The 15164-nt window shown below is 55.7% G+C and carries 11 protein-coding genes and 1 tRNA gene; 4 read left to right on the forward strand and 8 right to left on the reverse strand.

What is annotated here, in order from left to right; all coding sequences use genetic code 11:
* Positions 1-190: 190 nt before the first annotated feature.
* Together HB393_RS21280 and HB393_RS21285 are read right to left on the reverse strand one after the other, a co-directional pair.
* The gene (locus tag HB393_RS21280; RefSeq protein ID WP_213807218.1) at positions 191-1585 is read right to left on the reverse strand and encodes an esterase-like activity of phytase family protein; all 1395 of its coding nucleotides are present in this window, start codon (positions 1583-1585) and stop codon (positions 191-193) included.
* Positions 1586-1848: 263 nt separating this feature from the next.
* Positions 1849-2550: a DUF72 domain-containing protein gene (locus HB393_RS21285; protein ID WP_213807219.1), complete on the reverse strand. Its 702-nt coding sequence runs from the start codon at positions 2548-2550 to the stop codon at positions 1849-1851.
* Between the two features lie 396 nt (positions 2551-2946).
* Here HB393_RS21285 and HB393_RS21290 point away from each other — a divergent pair, with 396 nt between their 5' ends.
* Entirely contained in the window at positions 2947-3807 is an 861-nt protein-coding gene (locus tag HB393_RS21290; protein ID WP_213807220.1) for a hypothetical protein, read from the forward strand.
* Here HB393_RS21290 and HB393_RS21295 read toward each other — a convergent pair.
* Positions 3804-4898, reverse strand: coding sequence for a LacI family DNA-binding transcriptional regulator (locus HB393_RS21295; RefSeq protein ID WP_213807221.1), 1095 nt, complete (start codon positions 4896-4898; stop codon positions 3804-3806). The genes HB393_RS21290 and HB393_RS21295 overlap by 4 nt on opposite strands.
* Positions 4899-5156: 258 nt before the next feature.
* On the opposite strand from HB393_RS21295, the gene HB393_RS21300 reads away from it, so the two are divergent.
* Positions 5157-5231, forward strand: a tRNA-Gly gene (locus HB393_RS21300).
* Between the two features lie 92 nt (positions 5232-5323).
* Here HB393_RS21300 and HB393_RS21305 read toward each other — a convergent pair.
* Both HB393_RS21305 and HB393_RS21310 read right to left on the reverse strand, forming a co-directional pair.
* The gene (locus tag HB393_RS21305; protein WP_213807222.1) at positions 5324-5545 is read right to left on the reverse strand and encodes a hypothetical protein; all 222 of its coding nucleotides are present in this window, start codon (positions 5543-5545) and stop codon (positions 5324-5326) included.
* 195 nt (positions 5546-5740) lie between these two features.
* The gene (locus tag HB393_RS21310) at positions 5741-7372 is read right to left on the reverse strand and encodes a S41 family peptidase (RefSeq protein WP_213807223.1); all 1632 of its coding nucleotides are present in this window, start codon (positions 7370-7372) and stop codon (positions 5741-5743) included.
* A gap of 286 nt (positions 7373-7658) precedes the next feature.
* Here HB393_RS21310 and HB393_RS21315 point away from each other — a divergent pair, with 286 nt between their 5' ends.
* Positions 7659-9734 carry a peptidylprolyl isomerase gene (locus tag HB393_RS21315; protein ID WP_213807224.1) on the forward strand — a complete coding sequence of 692 codons (2076 nt, stop codon included), beginning with the start codon at positions 7659-7661 and terminating at the stop codon, positions 9732-9734.
* Positions 9735-10211: 477 nt separating this feature from the next.
* Here HB393_RS21315 and HB393_RS21320 read toward each other — a convergent pair whose 3' ends face one another.
* Complete coding sequence (locus HB393_RS21320; protein WP_345945361.1) at positions 10212-11378, reverse strand: nucleotide disphospho-sugar-binding domain-containing protein; 1167 nt, start codon at positions 11376-11378, stop codon at positions 10212-10214.
* 322 nt (positions 11379-11700) lie between these two features.
* Complete coding sequence (locus HB393_RS21325) at positions 11701-13107, reverse strand: hypothetical protein (protein ID WP_213807226.1); 1407 nt, start codon at positions 13105-13107, stop codon at positions 11701-11703.
* 421 nt (positions 13108-13528) lie between these two features.
* On the opposite strand from HB393_RS21325, the gene HB393_RS21330 reads away from it, so the two are divergent.
* The gene (locus HB393_RS21330; RefSeq protein ID WP_213807227.1) at positions 13529-14509 is read left to right on the forward strand and encodes an HD domain-containing protein; all 981 of its coding nucleotides are present in this window, start codon (positions 13529-13531) and stop codon (positions 14507-14509) included.
* 18 nt (positions 14510-14527) lie between these two features.
* On the opposite strand, the gene HB393_RS21335 is transcribed toward HB393_RS21330, so the two are convergent.
* Positions 14528-15136, reverse strand: a complete 609-nt coding sequence (locus tag HB393_RS21335; RefSeq protein ID WP_213807228.1) for a TetR/AcrR family transcriptional regulator — start codon at positions 15134-15136, stop codon at positions 14528-14530.
* Positions 15137-15164 lie beyond the last annotated feature (28 nt).

Below are 15164 nucleotides of genomic sequence, written 5' to 3' on the forward strand. Positions count from 1 at the left end.
TTCAGGCTGGCTTCTCAGGATGGCCGGAGATCGCTTTGTAATGGCTGGATGGATGATCATGTTTCACTCATAAGCTCGGTCGTCGGGGCACAAGCGATAAACCGGCGATACAAGGCCTTATTGTCGTCTGCGGATGGCTACTGATGTGGAGTCCGCAAACGGACTCCACATCAGCCGAGAACTACTTGGGCTAATTTAGATACCCATTTCGAGCTTGTGGTACGAACACCGAACCGCCCAGATCGGAGTCCTTAAAGCCGAACACAAAGAACTGGTTCGGATTAGAGTTGGTCACTCCACCGTAGTCCTGCAGAAAGTCGTTGTCATTCGCAACCCATATCGTATGGGTTGTGACACCGCCTACGGTAACGTCAGGACCGAAGGCCATGCCTTCGATCTTTGCAGGAATGGTACCGGTCGTGAATCCGCTGGCCGTCAGGACGTTGACGATGTCGAGGAACAGCGTCTTGGACACCTCGTGATTGGCTGCCGTGAGTCCATCCATGTTGCTGACGTCGGTAGCCCCTGTGAGATCGATCTTGAAGAGTTGCTTGATCTTTGCCTTGGAGCCATCGCCCAGACCTTTGCCATCGCGCTCATCCACGATGAACTCATGGTTGTTCAGGGCTAGTAACTCACTAACGCCAGATCCGGTTGTGAGACTGTAGGCGTACTCGTGCATGACTCCAGAGGTGATATCGATGGTGAGAATGCGCAGTAGATTTGCCGCTGCGCCGCCCTGATTCGCGTCCTGAATGTAGGGAGCCTGAATGATCGTCGCCAGAGTCTTTCCATCCGGGGTGATAGCCAGACCTTCAAGGCCCTTGTTTGCGGTCCGTCCGCTGGTGTTGTTGGCGATCTCAGTCGCTCCAACAGGGCTAAGGTTGCTGACGTAATACTTGCTCGGCAGTGCAAAGGTTCTTATTCGGGTTCCCTTGAACCGGTCGAATTGATAGACATATGGACCGTATTCGTCAGAGATGAAGACGCTCATCCCATCGTTTGCAAGGCGGATGCTCTCCGGATCCAGACGAGCATCGGTTGGATCGCCCGAGTTCTGATTCGGATCGAAGTTATCCGACCGTCCAGTGAAGAAGTATTGGCCCACATAGTTAACCGAAGGCGCGCCCGAACCCACTCCCAACCCGGCCCCCGAACCGTATACCAGGGCACTTGGATTCGAGAGCAGAGTCGTTTTTTCAAGCGTAGGCGCGATGGTAAAGGGGAGACCAGAGCCCGTTGTATTGGGCTGCAGGTTCATCTTGATGGTTTGGAAGCGGTCAATATAGCTGGCTGTATCGTCGATTGCCGCGTTGTAGGAGACGGCGTTAGGCCCGCGGTCTGGCACGGCGAGGAAACGATCGGAAGAGACATAGGCAATCCCTGAGCCGAGTCCCCCTAGCAGATTGGCGGAAACTCCATTCTCCAGTGTTCCTGTCAGACCCGAAAGGTCAGCATAGCTTCCGGCGCTGCTGGCGGTCAGTGTACCTTTTGCAAGCAGGTTTACCTGCGACTCGGCTCGATCGGCTGAAGCCACGGTAATGAGTATGAGGGCCCGGAGAAGCAAACTCGATGAACTTTTCACGATGGTAGTTCCTCCTTGGTTTGTAACTGAGCGGCAATTTTATTGCCAGTATCTGCTGCGAACATAAACGTCCCGTAAATGCTGACCTCTTTTATCGATGATGGATCAAGAGCAGCACAAGAAGCGCACGTTTGATAACTTCGTGCGGCAGACCTGCGCTTGTGGAACAGGGGGATGGCGAAGAAGTAAGGGCAGGGTGCTCTTTACTGCAATAGTTCTATGGGCACCACCATATAGATCCATCGAGATCCAGAAGAGAGACATCAGATCTCAATCAACGTCTGAAGTCTGAGGGCATTTGCATACGCGTGTGAGAGTGCGGTGTTATCGAAGACAATCCAGACGTTATCGTGAGATTTGACTTCGGCAGCCAACGCAGTCAGAAACTTGTCCTCGTAATTTGAATAGTAAGTACGTGGCGAACCGTGAAGGCGGTAATAAGCGAGCTTAGTGTCCCCGCCGGGTGTAGCAGCTATTGGATCGCCTTTGGGAGGATCGGCGGCCACTCTGGCGATCGCAAATCTTTTGAAAAGTGTATTCGCCGCGGTGGTAAACCAGTTTGTATTGCGTGGCTCAAGGACGACCTCCCCTTGATAGAGTTCCCGCACCAAAGAAAAGAAGTCTTCAGCAAGTGCGAAATCGAAGGAGAGCGATGGGGGAAGCTGAAAAAGAATGGGACCCATCTTCTCGCGCATGGGTTCAATCTGTTCGAAGAATGTTTTGAGCAAAGGAGCTGTATTGTGTAGTTTTTCTTCGTGAGTCACTGTCTTAGGAGCTTTTATGGAGAAGCGAAAGTTCGACGGAGTCTCTTTGGCCCACTTAGCCCATGTAGCGGTACGATGTGGACGATAAAAAGATGAATTAATCTCAACGCAGGAAAGAGTGCGCGAGTAGCGATAGAGGCGAGTTCTTTCTTGCTCTTCGCTTGGGGGAATGGACCAGCCGGCAGTGCCAATGCGATGCATGAAGGTTTGATGCTGCCTTACTGGAATCTACGAGAACCATGGATGGGAAACTTCAACCCAGGCAGGAGAGAGCCATTCAAAAATTGATTTCGCCTAATTCTTGGATTCAAGGATTGTTGTTCCGGTGAGTACTTGAGTGAGGCGCTGTCTGGCTCTGTATCCCTGGTCGGTGCCTGGATTACCTCGATAACCAGTCTTTCCCCTTCTTGCCCGGTTGCTTCATTCCTGCTTACAATTAGCGACGTTTGTGTCCCCCTGAAGAAATTGTTCTCCTAATCAATTCTCGGATGTGAGAGGCTACAGCAAGCCTTCTCGCACACGTCTAACTCACAGGTTTCACGGAGCTATGGCTGTAAACGGTAAGTGCTGACATAGATACAACGATTGGGAGATACCTTGCGGCGTATTGAGTTGATTGAGATCCATGACCATCCTCGCTTTCCTGATCACTTACGTAATCTGTTCACGGATGCACTACAGGCGCTGTGGGAGCTCGGCAACTCCTATGGTCCAATCACGTCTCTGCTCCACGATGCTTTGGCGAGCGCCGGAACGGTGGAGGTGCTGGATCTTTGCTCCGGTGGTGGTGGACCCTGGCAGCGTCTGGCCGAAAAGTTGGAACAGGCATTCCGGTTGCCCGTCCGCGTAAGGTTAAGTGACAGGTATCCGAATCTTGAGGCGTTCAAGCGGGCTCGTCTCCGATCAAACTCGAAGATCGGTTCAATCTCGCAACCCGTCGATGCATTACATGTGCCCGCGACACTGTCGGGCTTCAGGACTATGTTTTCTTCGTTCCACCACTTCGGCCCAGCGAACGCGCGGCGCGTGCTCCACGATGCGATGGAAGACGGCCGGGGTATTGGGATCTTCGAGGTACCGGGACGCAACGTGAAGACCGTACTATTGGTCTGCATGACACCGCTCATGGTGTTGTGGTTGACTCCGCGTATTCGGCCCTTTTGTTGGTCGCGTCTGTTCTGGACCTACGTTGTCCCTGTAATTCCGTTGGCAATCGGATTCGATGGGCTGATCTCCTGTCTTCGCGCCTATGCACCCGAGGAGCTGGAAGAGATGGTCGCGGAATTGAAGGGAGCGTCCCCAAAAGAGCACTATCTGTGGAAGGTTGGCGAGGAGCGTGGAGGGATGCTGCCCATCAGCTATATCATCGGTCTTCCATTGAGGAGTGGAGAGGACGCTTCTGAGATCCCTGCAAGCTCGGGGTTTACGCGCTCACCTACGGAGGAGCAGTATGTCTAGCGCAGTGCAGGCAGTGGAATCGTTGTAGCGATCCCTCGTATGCGAGTTTTTTGTACAGAGGATGATAAAAACCTAGAATCCGGGCAGCCACAGGAGGCGCGGAGGATTAGCGTGGCCGGCAGCAAGAGAGAGATGGACGTCAACGTCTCATCCGAGCAGATTCGTTTGAAGAGGAGACGCGCTGCTTGTCTGCCAAGGTCCGCCGCAGGTTGGCGAACGACGGTCAGACTGGGACGGAGGAGAGAGGCCAATTCGAAGTCGTCAAAGCCTATTAGAGCCATATCGTCCGGGATGGAGAGATTGAGCTCCTGGATAGCTTCCATTACATGACTCGTGGTGACGTTGTTGGTGGTGAAGATCGCCTCTGGCGGTGCGGCACCTGCGAGGGCCTGTTCGAGATAGATACGGATGGATTCGGCCGTCTCGGCCTGGAGGATAGCCTCGAACTTTAGCCCATGGCTGCGCATGGCGTCTTCGTAGCCTGCGATGCGCTCCTGAGTTGTGTAGATCTTTTCGCAGTCCGAGCTGATACAGAGAATGCGCTTGTATCCGTGAGAGAGAAGATGTGTGACGGCTTCCATGGAACCGCGTCGATTCTCGACCAGCACGACATCGCAGCCACTGTTCTCGACCGGGCGGTCGAGCAAGACGATGGGGGTACCATTGCCGTGCTCAAACTTGAGTTTTCCTGGGGTGGCAATCAGCAGCATGCCGTCCACGCAATGCTGCCTCATCTGGCGAAGAATAGCGAACTCGGTCTCTTGATTCGAGTTTGAAGCGGCGACCCAAACCAGCAGACCATGCTCGCGAGCGATCTCCTGAATGTTATGCGCTACTTCTGCAAAGAAAGGATCGCCAAGATTGGGAACAATCAGACCAATCGCATTAGAGGGCTGGCCCATCAGCATGCGGGCGGCCACGTTGGGCGAGTAGCCGAGACGTTCGATAGCCGCGCTGACCTTGCGTGCTGTCTTCTCCGAAATATTGGGGTGCTGGTTGAGAAAGCGTGAGACCGTCATAGGGGCGACGCCAGCGGCGCGCGCGACGTCTGCCAATGTAACGCTCTTGATGGGCTGTTTTCGGGTAGCCATGAGTTCCGGTCTGCATCTTGAAGCACTAGAAGGAGTCGAAGAAAGAATAACCGAATTCGTGAGGCTTTCGTGTGCAGTGGGCACAACTACGGTAGACGAGGTCTGCGAGTGTCGCCTACGAACGATGAGGAGCGTTTCAGGAAAGGCATGGGCGGATTACACCGTCTTCGGAGAGAGCCGGCAGCGCCTTTTGCGGATGCCACGAGCAAAAGGGACGGTCGCATCCTCCTGGTACGCCAGAGTATAATTAGCTCCGAAGCGGGAGTAGCTCAATGGTAGAGTAGCGGCTTCCCAAGCCGTTGGTTGCGGGTTCGATCCCCGTCTCCCGCTCCAGATTTTGAACCCACCTTACATCCCTCTAGCAATAGCTGAATTTCTATGGACCTTAGGCTTGAGTTCCAGCCAAGGATGTCCCTTGGAGGGCATTAGCTGTCTTTGCGGTAGAGAAGTTCCCGCATCGCTTGTCTCCGAGCTTCATTTGCTTCGGTGACAGTCTTACGCTCATCGGCGTCCATGCGGTGCTTCGTCGTAGGATCGGCTGATTCTGGAGCGCTACACTCGGGGCAACGGTTGGCGAAGCCAGGTTTATCGGGCTTCAGTTGAAACTCTTCCGAGCAGTTGACGCAAACTTTGATGGGAAAAGCCATTTGGATCTATGATACGACGCCCAAACGAGGTTCTTCAATGATGTTCATTCCTGAGCGGTGGCGGTGCAGATAAGCTACTTTCAGTCCGGTTCAATGAGATGTCGGTGATTTCGACCCGGAAAAGTGACGGTGTCTGCGTTAAATGCACAATGCCGCGAGATGGCGGCATTGTGCAATGAGCAGCGAACAACGGGTCTAGCGGCTGGCGGTCGTGGTGGTCTTCTGTGCCAGTTTCAGGTGTTCTTCCAAGGCCTCCGCCTGGGGCAGGAAGGTGATTGCCTTGGCGATTTGAGGATCCCACTGGGCTCGAACTTTGAGGCCTTCGAGCTGTCCGAACTGCGAGGTGAAGATATCGCTCTTGATGCTCTCTTTGACCCAATCACTTACGCCGGCGATGTCGTTATCGGTGTAGGTGATGTTGTTGTTTTTGAGGAAGGCCTTGAACTCCTGTAAAACTGTGTCGTCAACCGCGAAGTCCTTCTGGACGGTGTGAGTGGCGAGGTAGTGTTTGCTGAAGTCGAAGAAGGCGTAGTGCTGGAGAAGTGAATCCTGGAATTGATTCGACTTCACGTTATCGATCTTCTCGTCGGGACTGATTCCCCCTCCACCATAGACGGTGCGTCCAGCGTCAGTGAGTTTGACTTCGAGATTGGATTTGTCCTTCGGCTCCTTGCCTGCGTCGCGGACGTAGTAGTAGTCGTAGAGCGAGACATGGTCGTAGTTGCGTTGGATCAGGCGTCCGGAGGGGGTGTAGTAGTGGTAGGTGGTAAGGGCGAGACCGGTGTTCTCAGTAATCTGAAATACCGTCTGGACGAGGCCCTTCCCAAAGGTGGTCTCACCTACGATGAGGGCGCGGTCGTGGTCCTGAAGAGCTCCGGAGACGATCTCAGCGGCTGAGGCGGTGTTGCGGTTGACGAGGACGACGATGGGGTATTTATTCGAGCCCTGTTCGCCGTGGGCGGCTCGGTAGACCTGGTCCGGGAAGGCGCGGCCGCGTTGCGAGACTACGATTTGGCCCTTCTGTAGGAACTTGTCGGACATATTTACGGCTTCGTTGAGAAGTCCGCCAGGATTGCCGCGAAGGTCAAGGACGAGGCCCTTGAGTTCGCCAGCCGCTTGGAACTTATCGAGGGCATCGCCGACTTCCCGGCTGGTGGTCTCCATGAAGTTGGTTACGTGGATGTATCCGACGCCAGGCTTGAGCTGGAAGGCCAGATCTACGGAGTAGCGGGGAATCTCGTCGCGGACGAGGTCGAAGACGAGGGGTTTGGGAGCGCCTTCGCGTTCCATGGTGACCGAGACATGCGTTCCCTTGGGTCCTTTGAGGAGGGAAGCGACAGCGGTGGAATCCATGCCTGTGGTGGATTTGCCGTCGATGGAGACGATGACATCGCCGGGACGAATGCCAGCCTTATAAGAGGGTGTGTCCTCGAAGGGGTTGAGAACGACGATCTTGGTTGTACCGTTCTTATCCGGCTGCGGGCGGATCTGCATTCCTACTCCGTAATACTTCCCGTGCTGGTCCTCGCGCATCTGGGCGAAGGCCTTGGGATCGTAGAAGTTGGAGTGAGGATCGAGGGTGTGAAGCATTCCCGGAATCGCGCCATCGTAGATGGCTTTATCGGTCTTATCGGAGTCCAGTTTATCCGCGTAGTTCTGCTCGACGAGGGAGTAGACGCTGGTGAAGGAGCGAAGACTATCTCGGAGAGTGGACTCATCGGTGGCGGATTGAGCCGCGACCTTCTGGTTGACGAGCGTGCCAAAGACGGCGCAAGTACCGAGGAAGAGAGTTACGGAAAAAAGTGCGCGACGGGAGCGGGGTGCCATGGGCGGGATTATGACCTCGTGTGACGGCAGTCGTGGTGCGGTAGAGGGCGGAGCAGCCCGTGCGAATACAGTCCTACTTTGGACGGAGTATAGCACCGGGAGGTAAGCGAAGAGGAGGGAAAGACTGGATACGGAGGTGGGATTCGCAGGATGGTGTTCTGGCGGTTAGAATACAGGTGGATACCGTCGGGTTGTATGTGGCGTCCAACGGCAGGGGCTGAGACTCGCAGGGATTTGGCTGCGAGACAGATGTGGCCTGATGCCGATCTGAAGAATACGAGTGACGATGACCTTGAGAATTTCGCAGTTTGCAGCGGTGTGCGGGCTGGTCCTGCTGACTTTGCCGAGAGTGGTGTCAGCGCAGGCACCACGGTACCAAAGCCCCTACAGCACGCCTGCGAGTGCTCCACAACAGCCCACAGCTCCGTTGCCGGCTCCGGCGGCGATCACGCCGAATGGCACGGTGGTGGAGGACGTCGTCGTCCGGGTTAACGACCAGATCATCAGCCGAAGCGACCTGGAGCGAAGCCAGCAGCAGTTAAACCAGGAGATCCAGCAGCAGGGCAGCAACGTCAGTTCTGCGGACGCCGCCGATCGTCAGAAGACGCTGTTGCGCGACATGATCGACCAGCAATTGCTGCTCTCGCGGGCGAAGGAGCTCGGGCTCAATGCCGATGCGGAGATGACCCGCAGGCTGGACGAGATCCGCAAGCAGAACAAGCTGGACACCATGGAAGACCTCGAGAAGGCGGCCCGTTCGCAGGGCGTCTCGTATGAGGACTTCAAGAGCAACATCAAGAACGGCATCCTGACGCAGCAGGTGGTGCGGGACGAGGTCGGGCGCCGGCTGCAGCCGACGCAGGGACAAGAGCAGGCGTTCTACGAGGCTCATAAGCAGGAGTTCGAGCAGCCGGAGCAGGTTCGGCTGAGCGAGATCCTGATTCCGACTTCCCCGGACGCCAAGGACGATGCTGTTGCCCAAGCGAAGGCCAAGGCGGAGGATATCTCCGCCAAGGTCAAGGCGGGCGGCAAGTTCGAGGATCTGGCGAAGAGCTATTCCGGCGGCCCAACGGCCTCCCAGGGCGGCGATCTGGGACTGTTCAAGCGCGGCGCGCTGGCTAAAGTCCTTGAAGATCAGACCTTTGTACTTAAGGCAGGCGACGCGACCGCTCCGATCCGAACCCGTCAGGGATTCGTGATTCTGAAGGTGACGGAACACCAGGCCAGCGGCATTCCGCCCATGAAAGACGTCGAACCTCAGATTCAAGAGGCGCTGTACATGCAACAGATGCAGCCCGCGCTGCGTGCCTATCTGACCAAACTGCGGGAAGAGGCTTACATCGACATCAAGCCAGGCTTTGTCGACGCTGGGGCAAGTTCCAAGCAGACCAAGCCGGTGTTTACGGCCTACACGCCTCCCGTGGTGAAGAAGAAGAAGACGCAGGAGAAGCAGCGGTTCGACCGAGGCGGAAGGTTCTCCACGGCGAACAGAGAGACTCCGGCAGAGAAGGCCGCTGCCGCGGCTGGTCCAGCTACGGCTGTGCCTGCGCTTCCGGCACCTGGGGCTGAAGGAGCTAGTGCTGCTTCGACCGCCACGACGGCTGCTGGAACTCCCGCTGCCGCTGCTGCAACTCCGACCACTCCGACGACTACTGCCAGCAATAGTAAGGCTCCTGCGCCGGGCAAGCAGAAGAAGATCAAGAAGGAGAAGGTCCGGTTCGGACAGGCTCCCCGGAACTCGCTGCCGCCTGCACCGCAGGATCTAGCTAGCGACGCCGGGTTGGGCCGGCCAGACCGGGACGATGCTGCAACCGGGCCGGGTGGTTCAGCGGCTCCAGGTGCGGCGATCGCTCCGGCGGAGACCGTATCTCAGTTCTCGTCCACGTCCGATCCCGATCCACTGGCGCCGAAGGCTCCGGTGACGGGCAAGGTTCGCTATAGTGCCCGGGCGAAGGAGGTTGCAGCGACCAAGAAGGCGGTGAAGGTTTCCAAAGCCAAGGAGAAGGCCGTCGCGACTCCTGCTCCAGCCGATACTCAGGAGCTGGCGACGCAGAAGACCCAGGCTGCTCCGCTGGGCCTGAACGGCGACACCGTGAAGAAGAAGAAGAAGAAGCGGGAGAAGGGCGCTCCGAAGGAGAGGCTGCAGCAGAAGCCGAAGGATCCGTCGGCACCTGCTCCCGAGGCGACTCCGTACCGGAACCCGATTAATCCGGGTATCACGACGCCTGCCACGAAGACGGCGCCCGCGTCGGACGGTACGACGCTTCCTCCGGCCAATTCGTCTGCTCCGGGCGCCCCTCCGCAAGGGAATACCACTCCCGCTACTCCGGGTGCGCCGATTCCAACGCCTCCTCCAAACTAGCCGCAGGTTCCATGCTTCATGGTTCTACGAACGGGAGTGGCTTCGGCTGCTCCCGTTTCTTTGCCTCAGAGGGTGGGGGTACCCCCCTGGGGGTATTTGGGTATAAGCGCTTTCTTTTCTGCGGCTTACGGGACACTACTGCTTGTAAGCGGCTCATTCTAAATGGGTTGTGCGCAAATACGACGGCCAGCTTGAGTTACGGCGATTTTTCTCCTCTCTTCCTACAAAACTGGAAAAGCCCCCGATGGATTGGGGGCTTTTTTTTGATCTCTAGTTCTATTTTATGGGATCGGCCAAAACTAACGTGTCACTTTTATTTCTTTTGGAATCAACCGTTTGGGTGGTTTTGGGGCTTGACATGCGATTTTGCTGAGGAATTTGCGAAAACAAACTATAGGAGCACGAACAGAGGAGATGGTTGCGGGTTACGAACCGAAGGGAACTCTCCCAGGACGAGCGACGCGGAGGGGTTCCGTTTTAGCCGTTGGAGGCTCGGGTAGATGGGGCCTGATGTTCGGAGCCATGGGACGGAACTGGAGTTCTTTGAGAGGAGAGATGAAAGGCCTCTTCGAGGAGGTCGACGGCCCGTTCCAAGCCATTGGTCTCGGCGATGGTCTCTTTCATTCGCATGGCATTCTGTCTGTACTTCGGATTCCCCATGACCTGATCGATGAGAGAGGAGAGCCGTGGGACCGATAGCTCTTCGATGGGAACAAAGGCTCCGGTCTTCGTGTGGGCGATCTTTGCGGCGTTTCCGGGTTGATCGTTGGTGACGGGGATTGCGACCATGGGCACTCCGTGCATCAAGGATTCGAGCGTTGTGTTCAGGCCAGCGTGCGTAATGCAAAGTGACGATCGCGCGAGAAGCTCCTGTTGCGGCGCACTGCGCACGACAATGGAGTTGGGCGGCAAGGATTGGATCATCTTCGGATCCACAGTTTGGCCAATGGAGAGGACAAGCTGTGTGCCCGGCTGTGTGCCCGCTGCCTTTGCGATGGTATTGAAGATTTCCTGGATTCCGTTGTGGCCTGTTCCCATGGATGCATAGATTAAAGGTTCGCCGGTGAGTCGATCCCAGGGAAAGTCCACGTCGATCCGACCGGCGCCATCGTGGAACGGGCCGGTATGGTGAAACTGGGAGGGCCATTCCGTCCCTGCAAAGTCGAACTCTTTTAGCGATTGCGTGATCCAGGCAAGTTTCGAGATCAGGGCAAAGGGATCGTTCCAATCGATGCGTTGATCCAGGCCGATTCCTTCGGCGTAGGAGCGCGCGGCGATCCTGCTGGGCTCGAAGATGTGGTTGGTCTTGCGTAGCCCCTCACGATTTCTGGCCAGCGATTGGGGAGAGGAATCATGCGGCCAATCGAAGATGCATAGGGGCGTGCCTCCGGTGAAGTCCAGGTGAAAGGAGTTTGAGATGGTGGCGTATGGCATGCCCAGGTACATGGGTACAAGAGCCAACCCAGCCTGCCCCTCATCGAGGACTACAGCATCGATCCGCTCCTCTCGAAGTACGCGGAAGAGGTCGTCGGCCAGACCTTTGTGCGTCCAGGCGAGGATTTTCCAGACGAGTGCAAGAGCCTCCAGCCCGTGTAAGCTGCCTATTTGCTGGCGGAATTCCTGAACGGTGGAGGACGTTGACACGCTCTCGCCATATGGAACAAAGGACAGTTGGGCTGCGTGAGCAAAGGGCTCGGTCGAGGGAGCGCTGATCAATACAACGTCGTTTCCCCGAGCTTTTAGTCGCCGTGCGAGAGTGGAGGTCGGATTTAGATGCCCAGGGACTGGAACGGAGACAAAAGCAATTTTCACTAAGAACTCCTAGGTAGCCTTCGACGTGGAAGGCCTGTGAAACTCTGCTTTTCTAGATAGTCTTCGACGGAGAAGACCGGTGGACGCCGTACGCGCGCTGCTTCTTTGTCCTCCGATAGAACACCGGATGGGAAAGAAACTTCCCGCCATTACGCTACGTTCCGAATCTGCTCCTTCGTATATTTTCAATATTCTCGGACATCAGATCGGTTTGCCCAATCAGGCCTTGGATTTCATCGTGCGAGTTCTTGATGCTGCTCCACAATTTTCCTAATGCTGCTCCTATTTTGGAGAGATCAGGTTCATTGAATGAACCCAGCAGTTTTTCGGTTTCTACTTTATGGCTCTCCATATTGCTTTGGAGCGTCTGAAGGCGCTCGGCGAACTCGCCAAGATACCGCTTTGCCTGAGGATATGAGAGTGTGTTTTGTTGCTGTCTGACGCGAGCGATGTAATTCCTTAAATTTTGGATATTGTTGGTTAGAATCGCCAAGGTCCCTTCCAAGGCCTTCTTTGACGTGACGATATCCATCTGCGAATTGAAGTTGCTGAAAGATGATTCAGTATCATCGGAGCGGTCGAGCTTTTTGAGTTCCTGAAAGAGTTGCCGCAGTTTTTCTAAACCTACATAACCGGCGGCAACGCCACTGCCTTGCTCAGGATGAGGAGTCACCGCGGCGTCGCCGAGGAGAACAGCCGGGTACTGCTGGCTGTAGAACTGGGTTGCACGCTGGACCGAGATCTCGAAGACAGCCACGTTTTTCTCAACCTGTTTGAGAGAGCTCAAAATACTTGTAGTTTGACCTACGGTTAGAAGAATTTTTCTCAGGTCGGCCGGAGCCGCCTGTAGCCTCTGGAAGTCAGCGGCGGAGCAGTTTCGCAAGGTAGCGAGCAGATAGTTGTGATCTTCTGTTGGAATGGGTGTTTTTTTCCCGATGACCCCGTTCGCTAGCTTCTGGGCCTCATTTTTTCTCTGAAGCTGATTAGCATCAGAGGTAAGGGATGCCTTTTCTGGATTGAAGATGCCATAGGCTCCATAGTCTTTCGGTGCAAGCTTCTGGAAAGCGAAACCTAATATATTCGTAATGAGAGGATCGGCAGCAGCACCTCCTCCAACGGAGACGACGAGAAAGTCCGCTTCGATTACTTTGAGCGCGCCTCCTATAGTCATCTTGCGGCCCTTTTCATCACACGCGCGAAGAGTCAGCGTCATCGATTTATAGCGGCCATGGTCATTCTTATCCCGACCACTGATCCTTTCGGCGATCCAGCCTCGTTCCAGCTTGATCCCTAGTGCCTTCGCCCGCGTGAGAAGAGCGTCTTCAATTTTGGAGAAGGCAATCGGGTCGCCCGCCTTTCCAGAGCGCCAACTCGATGGGGTTGCCTTGATGCTCTGGAGATGCGTGATTGTGCTCTTATCGAGAACAGGGACGTTGGGCCGTGTATAGGCACCTCGTTTTTCGACCAAAGTGACGTTGCGTACAAAGTGCTGCCGTGCGTCGATCGCCGCCATGAGTCCAAGCGGACCGGCACCCAGGACAACCACCTTCTTAAAGGACATTCAACCCTCACTATAGAAACGTAAGTTGTTATCACGGCCTTCGCGAAGCACACAGCAGAAGACGCCAGGATCGGTGATGGAACTTTCTTCTGGAGAAACACTGAAACTATCTTCTTATTTCCGGACTACCGATTTTCTTTTCACAAAGTAAGAGGAAATATAAGTTTCTTTTGGGTGTTTCTACCCTTAGCCTTTCCAGACTTTGCAAAAGATCAAACTAAAATTCGAATCCCTGCTGATGCGCTTCCGAAATGTACTGAAGGGGTGCTTCTTTTTAATCTTTCGCGACTGAGTGGTCTCGCGAGGCGGAGAATTCTCCATCTCTTGGTTCCTTTAGCAAAGCGGCTTGTGTGCGTGGTCCAGAACCGTGCCGGGTGGCGGCGGCTTTGGCGGGGAGAGGTGTGGGGGTATTCTGGATGCGATGAAAGACTTTTTTATAGCGGATGCGGCGCGGTTCGATAACGCGGTGGTGACGACGTACTTTGCGTTGTCGGGGCTCCAGGTGCGGGAGAAGAAGCAGGGTGGGCAGTTTCTGGCGCTGACCTTGACGGATAAGACGGGGGCGATCGAGGCGCGGATGTGGGACGACATCGCGGAGGCGGTCGCGAACTGCGCGGAGGGCTGCTATGTGAAGGTGCAAGGACAGATCTCGAAGTACCAGGGGAAGTTCCAGATCACGCTGACGAAGATGAGGAATGCGGCGGAGAGCGAGATCGATCCGGCAGACTATATGCCGGCGACGAAGTTTGATGTGAACGAAATGTGGGCGGAGCTACGCGGGTATGTCAGCGAGTTTGCCAATGAGGATTTGAAGCGGCTCGTGTTTTCGTTTCTGGATGATCCGGAGCTGGGGGCCGCGTATCGAGAGGCTCCGGCGGCGAAGGTGCTGCATCATGCGTGGCTGGGGGGACTGCTGGAGCATGTGTTAACGCTAGTGCGGGTGTGCAGGGCGACGGCTCCGTTTTATCCGGAGGTGGATGCGGATCTGCTGGTGACGGGGGCGATTCTTCATGACATCGGGAAGGTGAGGGAGCTGAGCTGGAAGAACTCCTTCTCGTACACGTTGGAGGGGCAGATGATTGGGCACATCAGCATCGCGCAGGGGATGCTGGTGGAGAAGGTGCGGGAGCTGCAGCCGTTTCCGCAGAGGTTGCGGGTGCTGGTGGAGCATATGATTCTGAGCCACCATGGGAAGTATGAGTTTGGATCGCCGAAGCTGCCGATGACTCCGGAGGCGCTGTTGCTGAATGTGCTGGACGATCTTGAGGCCAAGATGCAGGCGATGCGAAACGAGTTCGCCAAGGCTGAGGCGAATGGCAAAGGACCGGGAGAGATGACGGATTGGGTGAGGAGTCTGGAGCGGCCGGTGCTGGATTCGCGGGCTTATTTGAAGGGGGAGTAGGCGGGACTGCGGGTTGGCTTAGGCTAGTCTTGATTCCAGGTAGGCGGTTAGGGCTTGCTTGAACTCCTGGACTAGTTTTTGGCGTTCTTTTGGTTTGGCTTCGGCGTAGAGGGGGTTCATTCCTTTGACGATCTGCAGCGTTACGTTGGCGATGCGGAATGCGTCTTCGGGGGTTAGTTTTGGCTGCTTCTTGCGGTAGTGGGTGGAGAAGTGTTCGCGGAGGCGGTTTCTTGCGACGGGGTCGCGCTTGAACTTTGTGGGGACGCTAAGCAGAGCCATGTAGGCTGGGCGGCTGTCCATGAAGGCGACCAGGACTTCGAAGATGCGGTCGACCCATTGGGGGATGCTGAGGGTGTGGGCTTGCTGAGTCAAGGGAGTTAGGTGGGTCTCCATCTCGTCTCCGTACTGGGTGCGGAGAGCGATGACGATGGCTTCTTTATTGGGGAAGTACTGGTACAGGGCTCCGATGGATGCGCCGGCGCGCTCGGCGATCTGGGTCATGGTGGCGGCGTCGTAGCCGACTTCGGCGATGACTGCCGAAGAGGCTTCGAGTAGATCGACGACGCGACGTTCTCCTCTCTGCTGCTGCGGGATACGACGCGGAGGCTTTGACAGATCTGAGGGCATCCTCATATTATAGGAGAAGTAAATGTGA

Origin of the sequence: Granulicella sp. dw_53 (assembly GCF_018449545.1) — a bacterium.
Classification (GTDB): Bacteria; Acidobacteriota; Terriglobia; order Terriglobales; family Acidobacteriaceae; genus Edaphobacter.

What these genes read in the sequence shown, in the direction of transcription:
- HB393_RS21285 (WP_213807219.1), bottom strand. Translation starts at nt 2,550, where the DNA reads ATGCATCGCATTGGCACTGCCGGCTGGTCCATTCCCCCAAGCGAAGAG.
- HB393_RS21295 (WP_213807221.1), bottom strand. Translation starts at nt 4,898, where the DNA reads ATGGCTACCCGAAAACAGCCCATCAAGAGCGTTACATTGGCAGACGTC.
- HB393_RS21305 (WP_213807222.1), bottom strand. Translation starts at nt 5,545, where the DNA reads ATGGCTTTTCCCATCAAAGTTTGCGTCAACTGCTCGGAAGAGTTTCAA.
- HB393_RS21310 (WP_213807223.1), bottom strand. Translation starts at nt 7,372, where the DNA reads ATGGCACCCCGCTCCCGTCGCGCACTTTTTTCCGTAACTCTCTTCCTC.
- HB393_RS21315 (WP_213807224.1), top strand. Translation starts at nt 7,659, where the DNA reads ATGACCTTGAGAATTTCGCAGTTTGCAGCGGTGTGCGGGCTGGTCCTG.
- HB393_RS21325 (WP_213807226.1), bottom strand. Translation starts at nt 13,107, where the DNA reads ATGTCCTTTAAGAAGGTGGTTGTCCTGGGTGCCGGTCCGCTTGGACTC.
- HB393_RS21330 (WP_213807227.1), top strand. Translation starts at nt 13,529, where the DNA reads ATGAAAGACTTTTTTATAGCGGATGCGGCGCGGTTCGATAACGCGGTG.
- HB393_RS21335 (WP_213807228.1), bottom strand. Translation starts at nt 15,136, where the DNA reads ATGCCCTCAGATCTGTCAAAGCCTCCGCGTCGTATCCCGCAGCAGCAG.